Source organism: Variovorax sp. P4_B10 (assembly GCF_056402375.1).
Map to the genome: position 1 here is coordinate 19,279 of NZ_JBFUHN010000047.1, position 15,232 is coordinate 34,510.

At 68.7% G+C, this 15,232-nt stretch carries 17 protein-coding genes; 5 read left to right on the top strand and 12 right to left on the bottom strand.

The annotated features are described in order from the left end of the window. Positions 1 to 342, top strand: a complete 342-nt coding sequence (locus AC1DXX_RS21060) for a hypothetical protein (protein WP_478136157.1) — start codon at positions 1 to 3, stop codon at positions 340 to 342. A 4-nt stretch (positions 343 to 346) separates the two neighbouring features. Here the strand turns inward: AC1DXX_RS21060 and AC1DXX_RS21065 are convergent, their stop codons facing one another. The 3 genes from AC1DXX_RS21065 to AC1DXX_RS21075 form a co-directional block, all read right to left on the bottom strand. Next, positions 347 to 2,215 carry a sensor histidine kinase gene (locus AC1DXX_RS21065; protein WP_478136158.1) on the bottom strand — a complete coding sequence of 623 codons (1,869 nt, stop codon included), beginning with the start codon at positions 2,213 to 2,215 and terminating at the stop codon, positions 347 to 349. 1 nt (position 2,216) lies between these two features. Next, complete coding sequence (locus AC1DXX_RS21070) at positions 2,217 to 2,906, bottom strand: response regulator transcription factor (protein ID WP_478136159.1); 690 nt, start codon at positions 2,904 to 2,906, stop codon at positions 2,217 to 2,219. Between the two features lie 91 nt (positions 2,907 to 2,997). Then, positions 2,998 to 3,984 (bottom strand): helix-turn-helix transcriptional regulator, encoded by a 987-nt coding sequence (locus AC1DXX_RS21075; RefSeq protein WP_478136160.1) that lies wholly within the window; start codon positions 3,982 to 3,984, stop codon positions 2,998 to 3,000. A 91-nt stretch (positions 3,985 to 4,075) separates the two neighbouring features. Between AC1DXX_RS21075 and AC1DXX_RS21080 the strand changes: the two genes are divergently transcribed. Next, positions 4,076 to 4,480 (top strand): GFA family protein, encoded by a 405-nt coding sequence (locus AC1DXX_RS21080; RefSeq protein WP_478136161.1) that lies wholly within the window; start codon positions 4,076 to 4,078, stop codon positions 4,478 to 4,480. A 21-nt stretch (positions 4,481 to 4,501) separates the two neighbouring features. Here AC1DXX_RS21080 and AC1DXX_RS21085 read toward each other — a convergent pair whose 3' ends face one another. From AC1DXX_RS21085 to AC1DXX_RS21110, 6 genes are all read right to left on the bottom strand, one after another. Further along, on the bottom strand, positions 4,502 to 5,551 hold the full coding sequence (locus AC1DXX_RS21085; RefSeq protein ID WP_478136162.1) for a DMT family transporter: 1,050 nt from the start codon (positions 5,549 to 5,551) through the stop codon (positions 4,502 to 4,504). Positions 5,552 to 5,613: 62 nt separating this feature from the next. Further along, positions 5,614 to 6,321 (bottom strand): substrate-binding domain-containing protein, encoded by a 708-nt coding sequence (locus tag AC1DXX_RS21090; RefSeq protein ID WP_478136163.1) that lies wholly within the window; start codon positions 6,319 to 6,321, stop codon positions 5,614 to 5,616. Between the two features lie 3 nt (positions 6,322 to 6,324). Continuing rightward, a complete protein-coding gene (locus AC1DXX_RS21095; RefSeq protein WP_478136164.1) occupies positions 6,325 to 7,305 on the bottom strand; it encodes a Bug family tripartite tricarboxylate transporter substrate binding protein in 981 nt (326 codons plus the stop codon). After that, positions 7,302 to 8,612 carry a gallate dioxygenase gene (locus tag AC1DXX_RS21100; protein WP_478136165.1) on the bottom strand — a complete coding sequence of 437 codons (1,311 nt, stop codon included), beginning with the start codon at positions 8,610 to 8,612 and terminating at the stop codon, positions 7,302 to 7,304. Before AC1DXX_RS21100 ends, AC1DXX_RS21095 begins: the two co-directional genes overlap by 4 nt. 22 nt (positions 8,613 to 8,634) lie before the next feature. Further along, a complete protein-coding gene (locus AC1DXX_RS21105) occupies positions 8,635 to 9,330 on the bottom strand; it encodes a 4-carboxy-4-hydroxy-2-oxoadipate aldolase/oxaloacetate decarboxylase (RefSeq protein WP_478136166.1) in 696 nt (231 codons plus the stop codon). A 2-nt stretch (positions 9,331 to 9,332) separates the two neighbouring features. Further along, on the bottom strand, positions 9,333 to 10,361 hold the full coding sequence (locus AC1DXX_RS21110) for an amidohydrolase family protein (protein ID WP_478136167.1): 1,029 nt from the start codon (positions 10,359 to 10,361) through the stop codon (positions 9,333 to 9,335). A gap of 134 nt (positions 10,362 to 10,495) precedes the next feature. On the opposite strand from AC1DXX_RS21110, the gene AC1DXX_RS21115 reads away from it, so the two are divergent. Together AC1DXX_RS21115 and AC1DXX_RS21120 are read left to right on the top strand one after the other, a co-directional pair. Beyond that, a complete protein-coding gene (locus AC1DXX_RS21115) occupies positions 10,496 to 11,776 on the top strand; it encodes a LysR family transcriptional regulator (protein WP_478136168.1) in 1,281 nt (426 codons plus the stop codon). A gap of 93 nt (positions 11,777 to 11,869) precedes the next feature. Then, positions 11,870 to 12,217 (top strand): GFA family protein, encoded by a 348-nt coding sequence (locus tag AC1DXX_RS21120; RefSeq protein WP_478136169.1) that lies wholly within the window; start codon positions 11,870 to 11,872, stop codon positions 12,215 to 12,217. A 45-nt stretch (positions 12,218 to 12,262) separates the two neighbouring features. Here the strand turns inward: AC1DXX_RS21120 and AC1DXX_RS21125 are convergent, their stop codons facing one another. Together AC1DXX_RS21125 and AC1DXX_RS21130 are read right to left on the bottom strand one after the other, a co-directional pair. Then, positions 12,263 to 13,015, bottom strand: coding sequence for a substrate-binding domain-containing protein (locus AC1DXX_RS21125; RefSeq protein ID WP_478136170.1), 753 nt, complete (start codon positions 13,013 to 13,015; stop codon positions 12,263 to 12,265). Between the two features lie 35 nt (positions 13,016 to 13,050). Continuing rightward, positions 13,051 to 13,551, bottom strand: a complete 501-nt coding sequence (locus tag AC1DXX_RS21130) for a group II truncated hemoglobin (protein ID WP_478136171.1) — start codon at positions 13,549 to 13,551, stop codon at positions 13,051 to 13,053. 194 nt (positions 13,552 to 13,745) lie between these two features. Between AC1DXX_RS21130 and AC1DXX_RS21135 the strand changes: the two genes are divergently transcribed. After that, positions 13,746 to 14,213 carry a hypothetical protein gene (locus AC1DXX_RS21135; protein WP_478136172.1) on the top strand — a complete coding sequence of 156 codons (468 nt, stop codon included), beginning with the start codon at positions 13,746 to 13,748 and terminating at the stop codon, positions 14,211 to 14,213. Positions 14,214 to 14,230: 17 nt separating this feature from the next. Here AC1DXX_RS21135 and AC1DXX_RS21140 read toward each other — a convergent pair whose 3' ends face one another. Beyond that, complete coding sequence (locus AC1DXX_RS21140; RefSeq protein WP_478136173.1) at positions 14,231 to 15,133, bottom strand: LysR family transcriptional regulator; 903 nt, start codon at positions 15,131 to 15,133, stop codon at positions 14,231 to 14,233. Positions 15,134 to 15,232: the final 99 nt, after the last annotated feature.

Genomic DNA, 15,232 nt, shown 5'->3' on the forward strand with positions numbered 1-15,232 from the left:
ATGAAGYCGCCTGGTCAACTGCCCCTCGTCGTGGTCCAGGAGCGCGCGTCGGCCAGCGGCCTCTCCGCGCACATCCTGCCCACGTCGGCCACGATGATCGGCGTGTGCATGACCGTGATGTCGATCGGCCATCTCGGGCCGCGCGACGACATGCGGCTCCTGATCGACCGGCTGCTGGCCGTGGACGCGCTGGTCTTCTTGGCCAGCGCGCTGCTGTCCTTCATGTCGATGCGCTCGCGCCGGTCGGGCGTGCGGCTGGAGGCCTGGGGCGAAATGGTGTTCATCGCCGGCCTTGGCTTGCTGGCGCTCGGCGCGGTCACGCTGGCGTTCGCGCTGCGCTGACGCGTCAGGGCGGGGCGCAGGGCCAATCGAGCAGCACGCGCGTTCCGCCGGCCTGCGCATCGGCCGTTTCGATGTGCAACCGTGCACCGATGGCCTGGGCGCGCGAACGCATGTTCGCGATGCCGTGCCCCGGTGGCCGCCCGGCGGCGGGCGCAGCCGGCAGCCCGCGTCCGTTGTCGGTCAGCACGATGCGCACCAGCGGCGGTGCCTCGTCGCCGTGCCAGGCGACATGCATCACGATGCGCGTCGCCGCCGCGTGCTTCAGCACGTTGGTGAAAGCCTCCAGCAGGATGCGCTGCAGCTGCAGTGCGGCCTGCGCGGCGAAGGGCGCGAGGGCCGGAATGACGGCCACGTCCCACACCAGCTCGATGCCGGCCGCATCGAGGCGCGGCTGGAGGCGGTAGCGCAGCGTGGCCAGCACCGTCGGCAGGTCGTCGTGCGTGGGCTGCAGCGAATCGACCGCCATGCGCATCTCGTCGAGCGCCAGCTTCACATGCTCCTCGACCACGCTGCGGTCGGGTGTGGCCTGCGTGACCACGTTGAGCAGCCCCACCAGCTGCGAACCCACGCCATCGTGGATCTCCCGCATGATGCGCTGGCGTTCGAGCAGCACGGCCTGCTCCTGCTGCTGCTGGCGCACCGTCTCGAAGGCGCCGCGCAACTGCTCCTCGCGTTCCGCGACGCGGGCCGCGAGGTTGGCGTTGAGCGCGCTGTAGTCGGCCACGGTGCGGCTGTAGCGCTCGACGACGAGGCCGGCCAGGATCATCACGAAGAAGAACATCGCGTGCGGCGTCAGCGTGTAGTAGGCGCCGCCGAAGAGCCCCATGCGCACCAGCAGCAGGTCGTGCGCGCCGGCAAGGATCGCCAGCGTGCCCGCCGCCATCAGCACCCCTGCGATGCGCCGCCGCGCCACCAGCGCGCCGTGCACCACGTAAGGCAGGCAGACGATGCTGATCACCTGGAGGATGACGAGGCCCATGGTCCAGAGCTTCGGCAGCGCGAGGGTGAAGGAGGCGCAGGCCAGCGCCACCGAGAGCGCCAGTGCCCCGTAGATCGATCGCACGAGCCACGGCGGGTTGCGGTCCAGCACCAGCAGCACGAAGCGCGCGATGAGTCCGATGTGGCAGGCATAGCAGACGGCCACCACCGCCCCCCAGAGCGGCCATGGCACCGGCACCTCGGGCCAGACGCGGTCGAGGTTGCGCGCCACGCCGGAGAGCGCGGCCAGCGCGAAGCACCCGTAGAGCGCATCGCGCTGGCGCAGCCACAGGCCGCCGGCCAGGCCGCCCATCAGCAGCAGGCTCACGGCATACACGATGGCCGAGGTGTTGCGCCAGCTCTGCTGCGCGCGGTAGAGCGGTGCGAGCGAGTCTTCGTTGCCATAGAGGATGCTGGCCAGGCCGCCGCCACGCTGGCGCTGCATGGTCGTCTGGATCAGCAGTTGCTGGGGTTGCCCGTCGCGGCGGTGCAATGCGGCGGCAACGGGGACCAGCTGGTTGCCCTTGGCCGCGTCGTAGCCGGGATCGTCCAGGGTGCCGAAACTGGCCACCAGCGCGCCGTTGAACGAGATCGCCACCTGGTTGCCCGCGCCCGACAGCAGCAGGGCCAAGGGCCCGCCGGCAGGCACCGCTGCGGCAGGAAGGTCGATGCGGTAGCTGGCCTTGCCCCCGCGGCCGGGAAACTCGTGGTCCCAGCGAAACGGCAGCTGCACCTGCCGCACCTGGGCCGGCAGGCCGTCGGGCTCGAGGGTGGCCTCGGCCGAGCGCACGTCCATCGCATCCGGGATGCGGCCCGTGGCCGCCTGTGCAGGGCCGATGAAGGCCAGCAGCCACAGCACCGCGAACAGCAGGCGGCGCAAGCCTTCGTTGCGCACGCTAGGGAAGCCAGCCCAGGTTGCGGGCCTCGAACACTGCTTCCGATTTGTTGTGCACATCCAGCTTGCCGTAGATATTGCGGATATGGGTTTGGACCGTCGACGCCGAGACTCCCATCTGCACGCCGACTTCGACATAGGTGAAACCACGAGAGACGAGGTCGAGCACCTCGAACTCCCGTGGCGACAGGCGCTCGGGTGCCACGGTGGCGCCGTATGGCGCGGCGCTGGTGGCCTGCACCGCGGGCCGTGGCGGCGGGTCCGTGCGGGTCTGCCAGCGGCGCAGCAGCTGCCGCGCGATCACCGGCGACATCGGCGAGCCGCCCGCGCGCAGGTGGCGGATGTGGGTGGCGAGGTCCGCCTCGGTGCCGTCCTTCAGCAGGTAGCCGCTGGCGCCGGCCTCGAAGGCCTGGACCATGTTGGCCTCGTCGCCGAAGATCGACAGCACCATCACCGCGCAGGCCGGCTGCGTGCTGCGGCACTGGCGAATGACCTGCAGCCCCGGATGGTCCGGCAGGCCGAGGTCCACCAGCAGCACATCGACCGGGTTGTCGGCCAGCCAGTTCAGGATGTCGGTGGCGTTCGAGGCGCTGAAGGCCAGGGCCAGCGACGGGTCTGCACCGACGACGCGCGCAATGCGCTCGCGCATGCCGGTGTCGTCTTCCACCAGGGCGACCTGTGTGATCGTCATGGCGAAATTCCGCAAACGAGGCGCATGTGGGGTATCCAGGGCTGGGTTGCAACAGCGTCGAGCCTAGGGGCTCGCGCGGCGGTCGGACATCCTATATACGAGGGAGGCGGCGCGCCGGGCTTTGCTGTCTGCGTGCGGCCTTGCCGAGCCGGCCGGCGACGAGGGCCAGGTGTTCGACCAGTTCCGGGGGCGACTCTACTTCGAAATCGTGCCCCAGGCAGCCGAGCCACACGGCCAGCGCATCGAGCGAGTTGGCGCCGGTCGCGATCCGCGTGGCGCCGCCGTCGATCGCCTCCGGCACACCGCCCACCCAGGCGAGGTGCGCTGCGAGCGCCTCGACCGGCGCATGCACCACGACGCGCGCGTGGTGCAGGTAGGGCGAAACCTTCAGCGCCTGCGCCATGTAGGTTGCGACATCCCCGAGGGGCAGCCTGCGGGGCGTGAAGCGGGCGCCGGTCGGCACGGGTGCCACGATGCGGTCGAGGCGGAAGGTGCGCCAGTCTTCGCGCGCCGTGTCCCAGGCCAGCAGGTACCAGCGCTGGCCCGACTGCACCACCCGGTGCGGCTCCACCGTGCGTGCGGTGGCCGTGGCATGGTGGTCGCGGTAGTCGAAGCGCAGCGCGAGCCGGTCGGTGCAGGCCTCGGCGAACAGCGTGACCGCCTTCAGCCGGACTTCCGACCTGCCGCGCGTCAGCGGCACCACCGACGAGCGCACGCTGTCGAGCCGGCGGCGCATCCGCGGCGGCATCAGCAGTTCGAGCTTGGCCAACGCGCGCATCGAGGCGTTCTCGATGTCGCCCTTGCCTGCGGTCGGGTTGCCGAGGCCGAGCGCCACCGCGATGGCCTCCTCGTCTTCGAGCAGCAGCGGGGGCAGGGCGGTGCCCGCGCCCAGCCGGTAGCCGCCGGCCACGCCTGACGTGGAGGCTACCGTGTAGCCGAGGCTGCGCAGGCGATCGACGTCGCGGCGCAAGGTGCGCCCGGTGATCTCGAGCCGTTCGGCCAGCCCGGCGCCGGTCCACGAGCGCTGGGCCTGGAACAGGGAAAGAAGCCGGATCAGGCGTGCGGAGGCAGACAGCATGCCGACATGATGCCTCGGATCGAGGACAGGATCTGTCCGCAATGGGTCGTAGCCTTGGCTTTCCTTCCACTCGTTCCACGGACATCCACCCATGAAGAAGACATACAACGGCAGCTGCCATTGCGGCAAGGTTCGCTTCCAGGCCCTGATCGACCTCGCCGAGGGCACCGGCAAATGCAATTGCTCGATCTGCATGAAGGCCCGGGGCTGGGGCGCCATCGTCAAGCCGGCGGACTTCACGCTGCTCGCGGGCGAGGAAGACCTGTCGAGCTACCAGTTCGCCTCGCACAGCGCCGAGCACCTGTTCTGCAGGCACTGCGGCATCAAGTCGTTCGGGCGCGGCAACGTGCCGGAGATCGGCGGCGCCTATGTCAGCGTGAACGTGACGTGCCTGGACGACGTGACGCTGGAAGAACTCTCGACGGCGCCGGTCCGCTACATGGACGGGCGCAACAACAACTGGTTCGCGGAGCCGGCCGAGGTGAGGTACCTCTGAGCGCAGCCCGGGGCTTCCTTTTCAGTGCGGATGTGCGTGATGCACGTCCGGGGCGTGCGGGTGCGTGTGACGCTGCGGCATGTGGCGGTGCGGATGGCTGTGCTCGCCCACGGGCATCGGATCGTGCACATGGTCGTGGTGTCCGTCGTCGTGCCGGTGCGCGTGCTCGTGGTCGAGCAGTTCGTGGTCGTGCGCATGCCCGTGGGATTCCGCCAGGTGCAAAGCCACCCCCGCGAGCATCAGCAGGCCGCCGGTTGCCATGCCCCAGCTCAAGGCCCGCTCTCCCAGTGCAATGGCGACGAGTGCGCCGATGAAGGGTGCGAAGGCGAACACCGAGCCGGTGCGCGCTGCGCCGAATGCGCGCTGTGCCAGCAGGTAGAGCCGCAGGCTGAGCCCGTAGCCGCTGGCGCCGATGGCGAGCAGCGCCAGGGCGGCGGTCCAGCCGGGCAGGGGCTCGCCGGCCGCAACTGCGAGCACGGCCGTCGCGCCTGCGCCGAGCAGCGACTTGCCGAGCACCACCTGGCCGGGATCGCGCTCGGCCAGCGCACGCGACAGGGTGTTGTCGATGCCCCAGGCGGCGGTCGCTCCCAGTACGGCGAGCAGGCCCAGCAGCTGCACGCCGCCGCTCAGGCCGCGATCCACCACCAGCACCATGCCGCCCGCGAGCAGCAACAGCATCGCGCTCCAGACGCGCCGGTCCATCACCTCGCGGTAGAGCGTACGGGCCAGCACCGCGGTGAACAGGGCTTCGAGGGCGAGCATGAGCGAGGCGCTTGTGCCGCTGGTGTGCTGCAGGCCCCAGGCGAGCGCCACGGGTCCGATGACAGCGCCGAACAGCGCCATCCATGACAGCCGCTTCACGTCGGCGCGGCGCAGGGCGGCTTCGCGCTCAGCCGGCTGGCGCAACCAGGCGCCCACGCTTGCGGCGCCAGCGTAGAGCAGAGCGGCCGTGGTGAAGGCGCCCAGACCGGCCCCCGCGCGCTGGACCATGGGCGTGCTGATGCCGAACAGTGCCGCCGCCATGAGGGCCAGCAGGCCGCCGCGCAGCGCAGGCAGGTGCAAGGGGTTCACTGCTTCGGTCTCGTGTGGAAAGGAGATCGATTTTGCACGGCCGGCTGTCTTTGCTGCGCGGCTCAGGCCGGTTCCATGCCATGGCGGCGCTTGGCTTCGGCGCTGTCCGTCGAGCGCATGAAGTCGAGCAGGGCGCGCACGGCGGCCGGCTGCATGGAACCGATGGCCGGTGCAGCCGAAAAGGTCGTGACGATCTGAATTTCCGGCGGCAGGGGACCGATCAACTGGATGCTTTCGACACCGATCAGCTCGCTCATTTGCTGGAATCCCAGCGCGGCCTCGCCGCGCGCGATCAGTGAGCCCACCGGTGCGCCGGGCGGCGCCTGCACCAGCCGGCCCCGGATCTCGTCGGCCATGCCCCAGCGCTCGAACAAGGCGATCAGTGCGACGCCGCTCGGGCCGGTCGAACAGGCGATGCTGGCCGCGCCCTGCACGGCGCTGCGCAGCGCATCTTCCGTGGAGATGTCGGGCCGCCCGGCGCCTGCGCGCACCGCCACGCCGACGCCCGAACGGACCAGATCGACCTTGCCGGCCGCGTCGAGCTTGCCCGCAGCGACCAGCGTGTCGATCGCGTCCGAAGCCAGGGCCACCACGTCGAACAACTCGCCCGCGGACACGCGCCGGGCGGCCTCGACGCCGCCAACCGGCAGGAAGGAGACCGGCACTCCCGTGCGCTGCGAATACGTCGCTGCGAGTTCGTCCAGCAAGCCCCGGGTCGCCATGGAGCAGATGCCCTGGATCGGCGTTGCCATGCGGGTGTCTGGTGCCATGTGTCAGTCGGGCTTGATGTTGGCTTCGCGGATCAACTTCCCGTAGCGCGCCGCATCGCTCTTGAGCAGCTTGTCGAATTGCGCGGTGGGCCCCGGCAGCGGGACGCCGCCCGCCGCGGCGAGCTGATCGCGCACTTCCGCGGATTCGAGTGCCTTCTGCACCGTCTCGTGCAGCTTGGCCAGCACCGGCTTCGGAAGCCCCGCCGGTGCGACGAAGCCGTACCAGACGCTGGCCTCGAAACCCGGATAGCCCGACTCGGCCACCGTCGGCACGCCCGGCAGGACCGCGGAACGCTCGGTGCTCATCACGGCGAGCACCTTCAGCTTGCCCGACTTCGCGAGCGGCAGCACTTCGAGGGCATTGACCGCCACCACGTCGACGTGTCCGCCGAGCGTGTCGGTGATCGCCTGCGCGCCGCCCTTGTAGGGCACATGGCGCAGCGAGAGGCCCGCCGTGTGCTGGAACAGCTCCATGGCCAGGTGCGGCGTGGCGCCGTTGCCTGGCGTCGCGACGGTCACGCCGCCCGGTTTGGCCTTGGCGGCGGCCACCAGCTCGGGCAGCGTCCTGATCGGCGAGCCTTCGCGCACGGCAAATACCACGGGCACGCGTCCGACCGATGCCACCGGCGTGAAGTCGCGTTCGAGGTCATAGGGTGGCGGCTCGAACAGCGAAGGGTTCACCGCCAGCGCATTGGCCGCCAGCAGCAAGGTGTAGCCATCGGCCGGACTCGCAATCAGCGACTTCACCGCGATGTTGGTGCCGGCGCCCGGCTTGTTCTCGACGATCACCGGCTGGCCGAGGATGGCCGACATCCGCAGGCCGACGGAGCGGGCGATGGCGTCGACAGCACCGCCGGCGCTGTAGCCGACCAGTATCTTCACGGGCTTGGAGGGATAGGCGTCTGCGGCGCTCGCACCGATCGGGGTGCCGAGTGCCAGCAGGCCGGCCAGGGCCAGGAAGCGGCGGCGAATGAAGGTCTTCATGATCGATTCACGGGTTGAAGGGACGGGTCGTCCCAGGTCTGCGGTGCCGCGTCCTTGCCGGCCACCGAATACAGTGCGCCGGGCGCATTGCGTGTCTGCTGGAATTCCTCCAGCGATTGGCCGCGCATGGCGGCATAGATGTGCAGGTTGGAAACGCCGACCACCGCGCCGAGCTTCTCCAGCATGAAGAAGATCACGCCGTAGTGGATGAGCCCGCGCCAGTCGCGCTGGCGCACCAGCGCGCGTTCCTGGGTGGTCAACCCGGCCGCCTCGAACGCTGCCTCTTCGTCGGCGAGGAAGCTGGCGCGATGCGCCGGGCGCGTCATGCCATGCAGGAACTTGTTGAGGCGGTAGGCGCGCACGCTGGTCTCGAGCGTGAACGGATAGGAGCCGTCGAGCGCCTCGATGCCCGCCAGCTGCTGGTCCATGTGGCGCCGGTGCCGCTGCACTTCGCCGGCAACAGGCGGGCTGGCCAGGTTCTCGTAGATCGCAGCCGCGATGCCGGTCATCGACGGCAGGTAGTAGCTCTGGTGCGTCTTGCGCACGTTGGACGACAACGCGCCCCGCATGACCAGCCACATGATCACCTCCGCGCCCTCCATGCCGCCCAGGGTGGCCAGTTCGGCCTGCGTCATCTCGGTGAGGCGCACCGGGTCGTTCTCTATCAGGTMGAGGAACCGCGCGTCCCAGGCGGTGTTGTTGAAGCCCGCGCGCTCGCCGTGCACCTGGTGCGACAGCCCGCCGGTGGCGACGATGGCCACGTCCAGGTCTTCCGGATAGCTCTCGATGGCGCGGCGCAGTGCCTGCCCGAGCCGGTAGCAGCGCCGGGCCGTCGGCACGGGCGACTGCAGCACGCCGACCTGCAGCGGCACCACCGGTATCGGCCAGGCCGGCTCGTGCGGGCACAGCAGCGACATCGGCGAGAACACGCCGTGGTCCAGCGCCCGGTCCTGGAAAAAGGACATGTCGAACTCGTCGGCCACCAGCGACCGGCCGATGTGCTGCGCGAGCGCCGGATGCCCGGCCAGCGAGGGGAGGTCGCGCGCGCCGCCGCCTTCGTCCGCCACTTCGTGCCGCTCGCCGACACCGAGCGAGAAGGCCGCATAGTGGTCGAAGAAGAACGAGCTGACGTGGTCGTTGTAGATGAAGAAGAGCACGTCGGGCTGGCGCTCCGCGAGCCAGCGCTGCACGGGCTCGAAGGCTTCGAAGATGGGCGCCCAGACCGGGTCCTGCTGTTTCTTCTTGTCGAAGGCGAAGCCGATGGTGGGCGTGTGGGAGCACGCGACGGCGCCGATGATGCGAGCCATGAGGGTTCCGCTCCTGCCGGTGTCAGTCGATGTAGCGCAGGCCCGCCTTGGCCAGCGGCTCGCGCATGGCGTACATGTCCAGGCCGAGTTCGCCGGCGGCGAAGCGCGCGCGCTTGCCGGTCTCGTTGGCCTCGCGGGCTTCGGCCGCATCGGCCACCTGCTGCGCACGCGATGCCGGCACCACCACGACACCGTCGATGTCGGCCACCACCACGTCGCCCGGATGCACCAGCGCGCCCGCGCACACCACCGGCACGTTGACCGAGCCGAGGGTGGCCTTGATCGTGCCCTTCGAATGGATGGCGCGGCTGAACACGGGGAAGCCCATCGCGTTGAGTTCGCGCACGTCGCGCACGCCGCCGTCGATCACGAGGCCCTTGCAGCCGCGTGCCTTGAAGGAGGTGGCGAGCAGGTCGCCGAAGAAGCCGTCGGTGCTGTCGCTGGTGCACGCGGCCACCACCACGTCGCCGGGCTGGATCTGCTCGGCCGCGACATGCAGCATCCAGTTGTCGCCCGGCTGCAGCAGCACGGTGATGGCGGTGCCGCAGAAGTGCGCGTCAGGGTGGATGGGGCGGATGCGGGGCTGCATCAGCCCCAGCCGGCCGAGCGCCTCGTGCACGGTCGAGACGCCGAAGCGAGAGAGCTTCTCGACGGCGGCCGAATCGGCGCGCACGACGCTGCGATGGACGACGCCGAGTTGTTGAATGGTGTTGGACATGGTCAGAGCCCCTTGGCGATGAGTGCGCGATCCAGGCGCGGATAGACGCGGCGTGCATTGCCTTCGAACACCTTGTGCCGTGCGTCGGCGTCGAGCATCGGCGTCATGTCGATGTAGCGCCGCGTGTCGTCGTAGAAGAACCCGGTCTCCGGGTCGATGCCGCGCACCGCACCGATCATTTCGCTCGCGAACAGGATGTTGTCGACGGGGATCACGCGGGTCAGCAGGTCGATGCCAGGCTGGTGGTAGACGCAGGTGTCGAAGAAGATGTTGTTCAGCAGGTGGTCCTTCAGCAGCGGCTTCTTCATCTCCTGCGCCAGCCCGCGAAAGCGCCCCCAGTGGTAGGGCACCGCGCCGCCGCCGTGCGGGATCACGAAGCGCAGCGTCGGGAAATCGGTGAACAGGTCGGAGGCCAGGCACTGCATGAAGGCGGTGGTGTCCGCATTCAGGTAGTGCGCGCCGGTCGTGTGGAAGCAGGCATTGCAGCTCGTGCTGACGTGCACCATCGCCGGGATGTCGTGCTCGACCATCTTCTCGTAGAGCGGATACCAATGGCGGTCCGACAGCGGCGGCGAGGTCCAGTGCCCGCCCGAGGGATCCGGGTTGAGGTTGATGGCCACGAAGCCGTACTCGCGCACGCAGCGCTCCAGCTCGGGGATGCAGCTGCGAGGGTCCACGCCGGGCGACTGCGGGAGCATCGCCGCGCCGATGAAGTGGTCCGGGAACAGCTCGCTGACGCGAAAGCACAGCTCGTTGCAGATCGCGGCCCAGGTCGAGGACACCTCGAAGTCGCCGATGTGATGCGCCATGAAGCTTGCGCGCGGGCTGAAGATCGTGAGGTCGCTGCCGCGTTCCTTCATGAGGCGCAGCTGGTTGCTCTCGATCGATTCGCGAAGCGCGTCGTCGCTGATCTTCAGGTCGCCGACGCGTGGCTTCAGCGCGGCGTCCTTCAGGCCCGCAATCTGTTGGTTGCGCCAGTCCTCCAGCGCCTTGGGGGCCGTGGTGTAGTGGCCATGGCAGTCGATGATCATTTGCAACCCCATCGGTTGGTAGCTCGAAAACGTCGAGTGTGGTTGCCGACGCCGGTGCGTGGTGTGAGTTCGGGTTGCTCTACCATCAGACTTTCTTATCGATAGGGTTTACCCCTGGAGTCAAGGCGAGCCCCGTGCACCAACGAGACAAAGTTATCGACAGGGCGCACGGCGGCGCGCTCGGCATCAACCTGCGGCACCTGCGCGCGTTCTCGGCCGTGGCCGCGGCCGGCAGCATCGCCAGGGCCGCGGACGAGCAGCTGTATCGCGTCGCCTCGGGCGTCACGCGCTCCATTTCCGAACTCGAAGCCGCATTGGGCCGGCCGCTGTTCGAGCGTCGCTCGCGCGGCATGGCGCTGAATTCGTACGGCGACCTCGTGCGGGTGCGCGCGCGCCGCATCGAGCGCGAGTTCGAGGAGGCCCGCACCCAGCTCGTCGCGCGCGGCGGCATCGGCGCATCCGCCGACGTCCCCTCGCTCTTCGCGTCGATCCTCAACGGCCGTCGTCTCGCGGTGATCGCGAGTCTCGTGGAGAAGCGCAACATGCCGGCGGTCGCGCGCGAGTTCGGGATCACGCAGCCGGCCATCAGCAGCGCGCTGAAGGACCTCGAGGGCGGGCTCGGTGTCGCACTCCTCGAACGCAAGGCGCGCGGTCTCTGGCCGACGCCGGCCGGCGAGATCGTGGCGTTCTACTTCAAGCGGGTGCTCGCGGAGCTGCGCCATATCGGTCCGGACATTGCGGCCAGCGAAGGGACGCTGCAGGGGAGCGTGACCGTCGGGGCACTCCCGCTCGGCCGCACGCAGATCCTGCCGCTGGCCATTGCCTCGCTGCTCGCGCGCCATCCGGGACTGCACATTGCCACGGTCGAAAGCCCGTACGACGCGCTGGCCGCATCGCTGCGAAGCGGCGACATCGACTTCATCCTCGGAGCGCTGCGCAGCGCCGCCGAGGCCAAGGACCTGCAGCAGGAAGCGCTTTTCGAGGACCGCATTTCAGTGATCGCACGCGCCGGCCATCCGCTCGAGCGCGCGGCGCGCATCGACTTCGATGCATTGCGACAGGCGACGTGGGTGCTCTCGCGGCACAACACACCGTCGCGCGAACTGCTCGAGCGATTCTTCTCGTCGGCGTGCGAGGCACCTCCGATTCCTGCAGTCGAGACCGGCGACCTTGCCGTGCTGCGCGGCCTGCTGCTGGAAAGCGACATGCTCACCGCGATCTCGGCCCATCAGCTGCGCTACGAAATCCGCGACGGCAGCCTGGTCGTGCTGGACTTCCCGCTGGACGAGACGCGGCGCGAGATCGGGTTGACGCAGCGGCAGGGCGCGTTTCCTTCGCCGGGGGCGAGGGCGTTGATGGCGGAGATTGGCGCGGTGGTGGCGCGATCGCCTGATTTCCGTGCGATGGCGCCGTGAGGCGCGCAGGCGGCGCTTGCCATGCGCGCGGCCGGCTGCCACTCTCGACGCTCTCGGTAAGCTTGTCATCTCAAAACCTGCAGGAGACCCGACATGAAGCACGAAGGAAGCTGCCACTGCGGCCGAGTGAAGTTCGAAGCCGAGGGCGACATCACCTCGGCCATGACCTGCAATTGCTCCATGTGCCAGCGCAGGGGCTCGCTGCTGTGGTTCGTGCCGCGCAGCGCCATGCGTCTGCTCACGCCCGAAGAAAACGCAGGCACCTACCTGTTCAACAAGCACCTGATCAAGCACCGCTTCTGCCCGACCTGCGGCATCCAGCCCTACAGCGAGGCCACCGGGCCGTCGGGCGAGCCGATGGCGGCCATCAACATCCGCTGCATCGAGGGCATCGACCTGCAGGCCGTTCCCGTCAAGCACTTCGATGGTCGATCGAGGTAGGTCAGGCGACGCGCACGAGGAAGCCGGTCGACGACAACCTCGAAGTCAAGGCCCCTCCATGCCCTTGTGCTTGAGCACATCGAGCGCCTCGGCGCTGCCAAGCAGCGCGAGAAAGGCTCGTGCAGCCGCTGGATCGCGCGCCGCGACCGCCACGGCACCGGCATACACCGTGTAGTTCTGGATATCGGCCGGAATCGGCCCCACCAAGGCAGCACCTGGCACGGCGAGTATCTCGCTGATCTGATGGATGGCGATGTCGGCCTCGCCATCGACCACGCGCTGCGCCACCAGGCCACCGGGCACCAGCATCGCCTTGGCTTGAATCTGCGGCGCAATGCCCATCGTGGTGAACAACTGAGAGAGGTACACGCCGCTGGAACCGCCGGCCGCCGGATCGATGTAAGCCACGGCGCGCGCGGCCAGCAGCGCCTGCCGGAACGCAGGCACGCTGCTGATGTCGGGTGCAGGCGTGCCCTGCTTGACCGCGACGCCGATAGAGACGCGCGCCAGCCGCGTCGGCATGCTGGCATCCACCTTGCCGGCCTTGGCCAGCTGATCGAGGGCGGCCGGCGTCAATACCACCACGTCGAAAGCCTCTCCATTGGCGATGCGGCGCTGCAGCGCGCCGGCGGTGTCGTTGTCGATGACGAGCCGATGGCCCGTGCGCTGCTCGAAGGCCGGGGCCAATGCCGTGACCACGGGCTTGAACGCACCGGCCGTCAGCACCTTGAGTTCTGCCGCCGACGCGCTGCTGCACAGGGCCAGGAGCGCGAGGGACAGCGAGATGATCGTTCGCATTTTTTGCATTTCTCTTCGCATCGATTCGGTCGATCTCACCCGGAATACGGTCCCTTGACCTCGCCCCAGCCCCATCGGGGCATGGGCGCGTCGGCGTCCACGGTCGCGCCGGCCTGCGAGTTGATCACGGCGAGCCGTGAGCCCCATTCGAGGTAGCCGACCAGCGCCGAGCGAAACTCGGGATCGTCCGGCATCGCCAGCTCGTCCGCCGTTTCCAGAAGCAGGGCAACCCAGCGGCGGCGCTGCTCCTGCTGCAGGTGACGGTTCAGGTGCTGCCGGATCATGTGCGGATGGCCGCCGTGATTCTGCGAGTAGTCGGTCGGGCCGCCCAGCACTTCGGCAAGGAAGGCCGCGACGTGCGCCGGATGCGCGCTGTCCATGTGGGCGAAGACCGGTGCCAGCAGCGGGTCGGCCTTCACGTTGTCATAGAAGCGCGTTGTGAGGCGAATCAGCGCTTCGCTGCCGCCAAGCCATTGATAGAGGGTAGGGACGCCGTCGTCGGCTGTCAGATCAAAGTGCGTCTCGGTGCTCGGCATGCAGTGTCCTCGATGGAAAGGATTGTCATCCTATGAGTTGGGGATTGCGCCGGCCATCAGGGCTTTCCAGTTTCTGAAGATCGGGCAGTGAACCGAAAGGTTTCGTTGCGCGACCCGTCTCTCGGCGTATGGCGCAAGCGGGATGTACGTCGTCGTCCGAATGCCTAGACTTTCCGCTCGGGAAGGAGATTGCCATGAAGACCCCTCGCATTTCTCGTCGATGGCTGGCCTGCGCTGCGGCCGCAGGCATGGCCTGGCCGATGTCGGCGGCCGCGCTCTGCGCGTCGCCTGCGGAGACCGGGCGTTGGCGCAACGCCGATCCGAATGCAGACATCTCGTTCGTCGACGTCAAGATGGTCGACTGCGGCGACCAGGTGCTCAACGGCGAGCAGACGAAGACGCGCTACTCGCTGAAGGTGTGGGTCAGGCAGTCGACGGGCAAGCCGTTTGGCCGACCCGCCGTCAGCGCGCGGTATCGCGCATGGGAAGGGAAGCAGTGGCTCTACGGCCGCGTGCCGACGGGCGGCTACCAGGATCACGTCTGGATGCGCGCCATGAACAACGACGGGAAGAAACAGCTTCGCGTCCTCATCAAGCACGAGTCGCTGGACAGCAAGCCAAGCGCCAGCTCGAGCCACTGGTTCAACGAATACAGGCGATAGGGCGAGCGCGCAGCGGCTCAATCGTTGAAGGCCCGCAGCATGGCCTTGCGCAACCAGGTCTCCGCGGAGTCCTTGTCGGCGACGGCGCGCCAGGCCATCCTGATCTGGTAGGTCGGGCTCTCGAACGGCAAGGGCTCGCAGCGAAGCCCGCCTTGCGCCGACAGCGCCTGCGCCACGTGCTCGGGCACCGTGGCCAGCAGGTCGGTGCCCGCCAGCACGGCAGGCAGGCTGCCGAACTGCGGCACCGAGAAGGCCACGTCGCGCTGCCGCCCGAGTTCGGCCAGCGTCTCGTCGACGGTGCCGCACAGGTCGCCCGCGTAGGTCACGAGCACGTGCCGCCGCCGGCCGTAGTCGTCGAACGACAGCTTGCCGGCGGCGGTGTCGGCGCGGAGCAGGGCGAAGCGCGCTGCGCGAACCTTGCGCACTTTTGCACCCGCCGGCAGGTCTTTCAGATAGGCCATCACCGTGCTGACCCGCCCCTGTTCCAGGTAGCGCATGGCGTTGCGGTAGCAGACCGTCAGCGTCACCAGCCTGGCGCGGGGCACTTCGGCGCTGAGGGCGCGCAGCAGGCGTGGCAGCATCGCGATCTGCAGGTCGTCGGTCAGCCCGATGCGGAACACCGGCGCAGCGCGCGCCGGCTCGAAGTCCGCCTGTGCCCGGAACGTGGCCTCGATCTGTTCGAGCGCCGGTCCGAGCCCTTGCATCAACGCCAGTGCGCGCTCGGTCGGTTCCATCACTCGCCCCTGGCGCACCAGGAGCGGATCGCCGGTGAGGTCGCGCAACCGTGCCAGCGCGTGGCTCACCGCGGGCTGGCCCAGGTGCAGCCGCTCCGCAGCCCGGCTGACGTGCCGCTCGCGCATGAGCGCCGCCAGCACCGTGAGCAGGTTCAGGTCGATCCGGCCGAGTTCGATGGGTTTCATCCGGGCATTTCGATGTTATCGATGACGTGCATAGCAAATATCCCATCAATCGATTTCCTTCATTCCCTTGCGGCTTCTAGATTGGCGTTGCAGGTCGCT

Coding starts and splice junctions, on each gene's coding strand:
- AC1DXX_RS21070 (WP_478136159.1), bottom strand. CDS start 2,906: ATGACGATCACACAGGTCGCCCTGGTGGAAGACGACACCGGCATGCGC.
- AC1DXX_RS21075 (WP_478136160.1), bottom strand. CDS start 3,984: ATGCTGTCTGCCTCCGCACGCCTGATCCGGCTTCTTTCCCTGTTCCAG.
- AC1DXX_RS21080 (WP_478136161.1), top strand. CDS start 4,076: ATGAAGAAGACATACAACGGCAGCTGCCATTGCGGCAAGGTTCGCTTC.
- AC1DXX_RS21090 (WP_478136163.1), bottom strand. CDS start 6,321: ATGGCACCAGACACCCGCATGGCAACGCCGATCCAGGGCATCTGCTCC.
- AC1DXX_RS21095 (WP_478136164.1), bottom strand. CDS start 7,305: ATGAAGACCTTCATTCGCCGCCGCTTCCTGGCCCTGGCCGGCCTGCTG.
- AC1DXX_RS21105 (WP_478136166.1), bottom strand. CDS start 9,330: ATGTCCAACACCATTCAACAACTCGGCGTCGTCCATCGCAGCGTCGTG.
- AC1DXX_RS21110 (WP_478136167.1), bottom strand. CDS start 10,361: ATGATCATCGACTGCCATGGCCACTACACCACGGCCCCCAAGGCGCTG.
- AC1DXX_RS21120 (WP_478136169.1), top strand. CDS start 11,870: ATGAAGCACGAAGGAAGCTGCCACTGCGGCCGAGTGAAGTTCGAAGCC.
- AC1DXX_RS21125 (WP_478136170.1), bottom strand. CDS start 13,015: ATGCGAACGATCATCTCGCTGTCCCTCGCGCTCCTGGCCCTGTGCAGC.
- AC1DXX_RS21130 (WP_478136171.1), bottom strand. CDS start 13,551: ATGCCGAGCACCGAGACGCACTTTGATCTGACAGCCGACGACGGCGTC.
- AC1DXX_RS21135 (WP_478136172.1), top strand. CDS start 13,746: ATGAAGACCCCTCGCATTTCTCGTCGATGGCTGGCCTGCGCTGCGGCC.
- AC1DXX_RS21140 (WP_478136173.1), bottom strand. CDS start 15,133: ATGAAACCCATCGAACTCGGCCGGATCGACCTGAACCTGCTCACGGTG.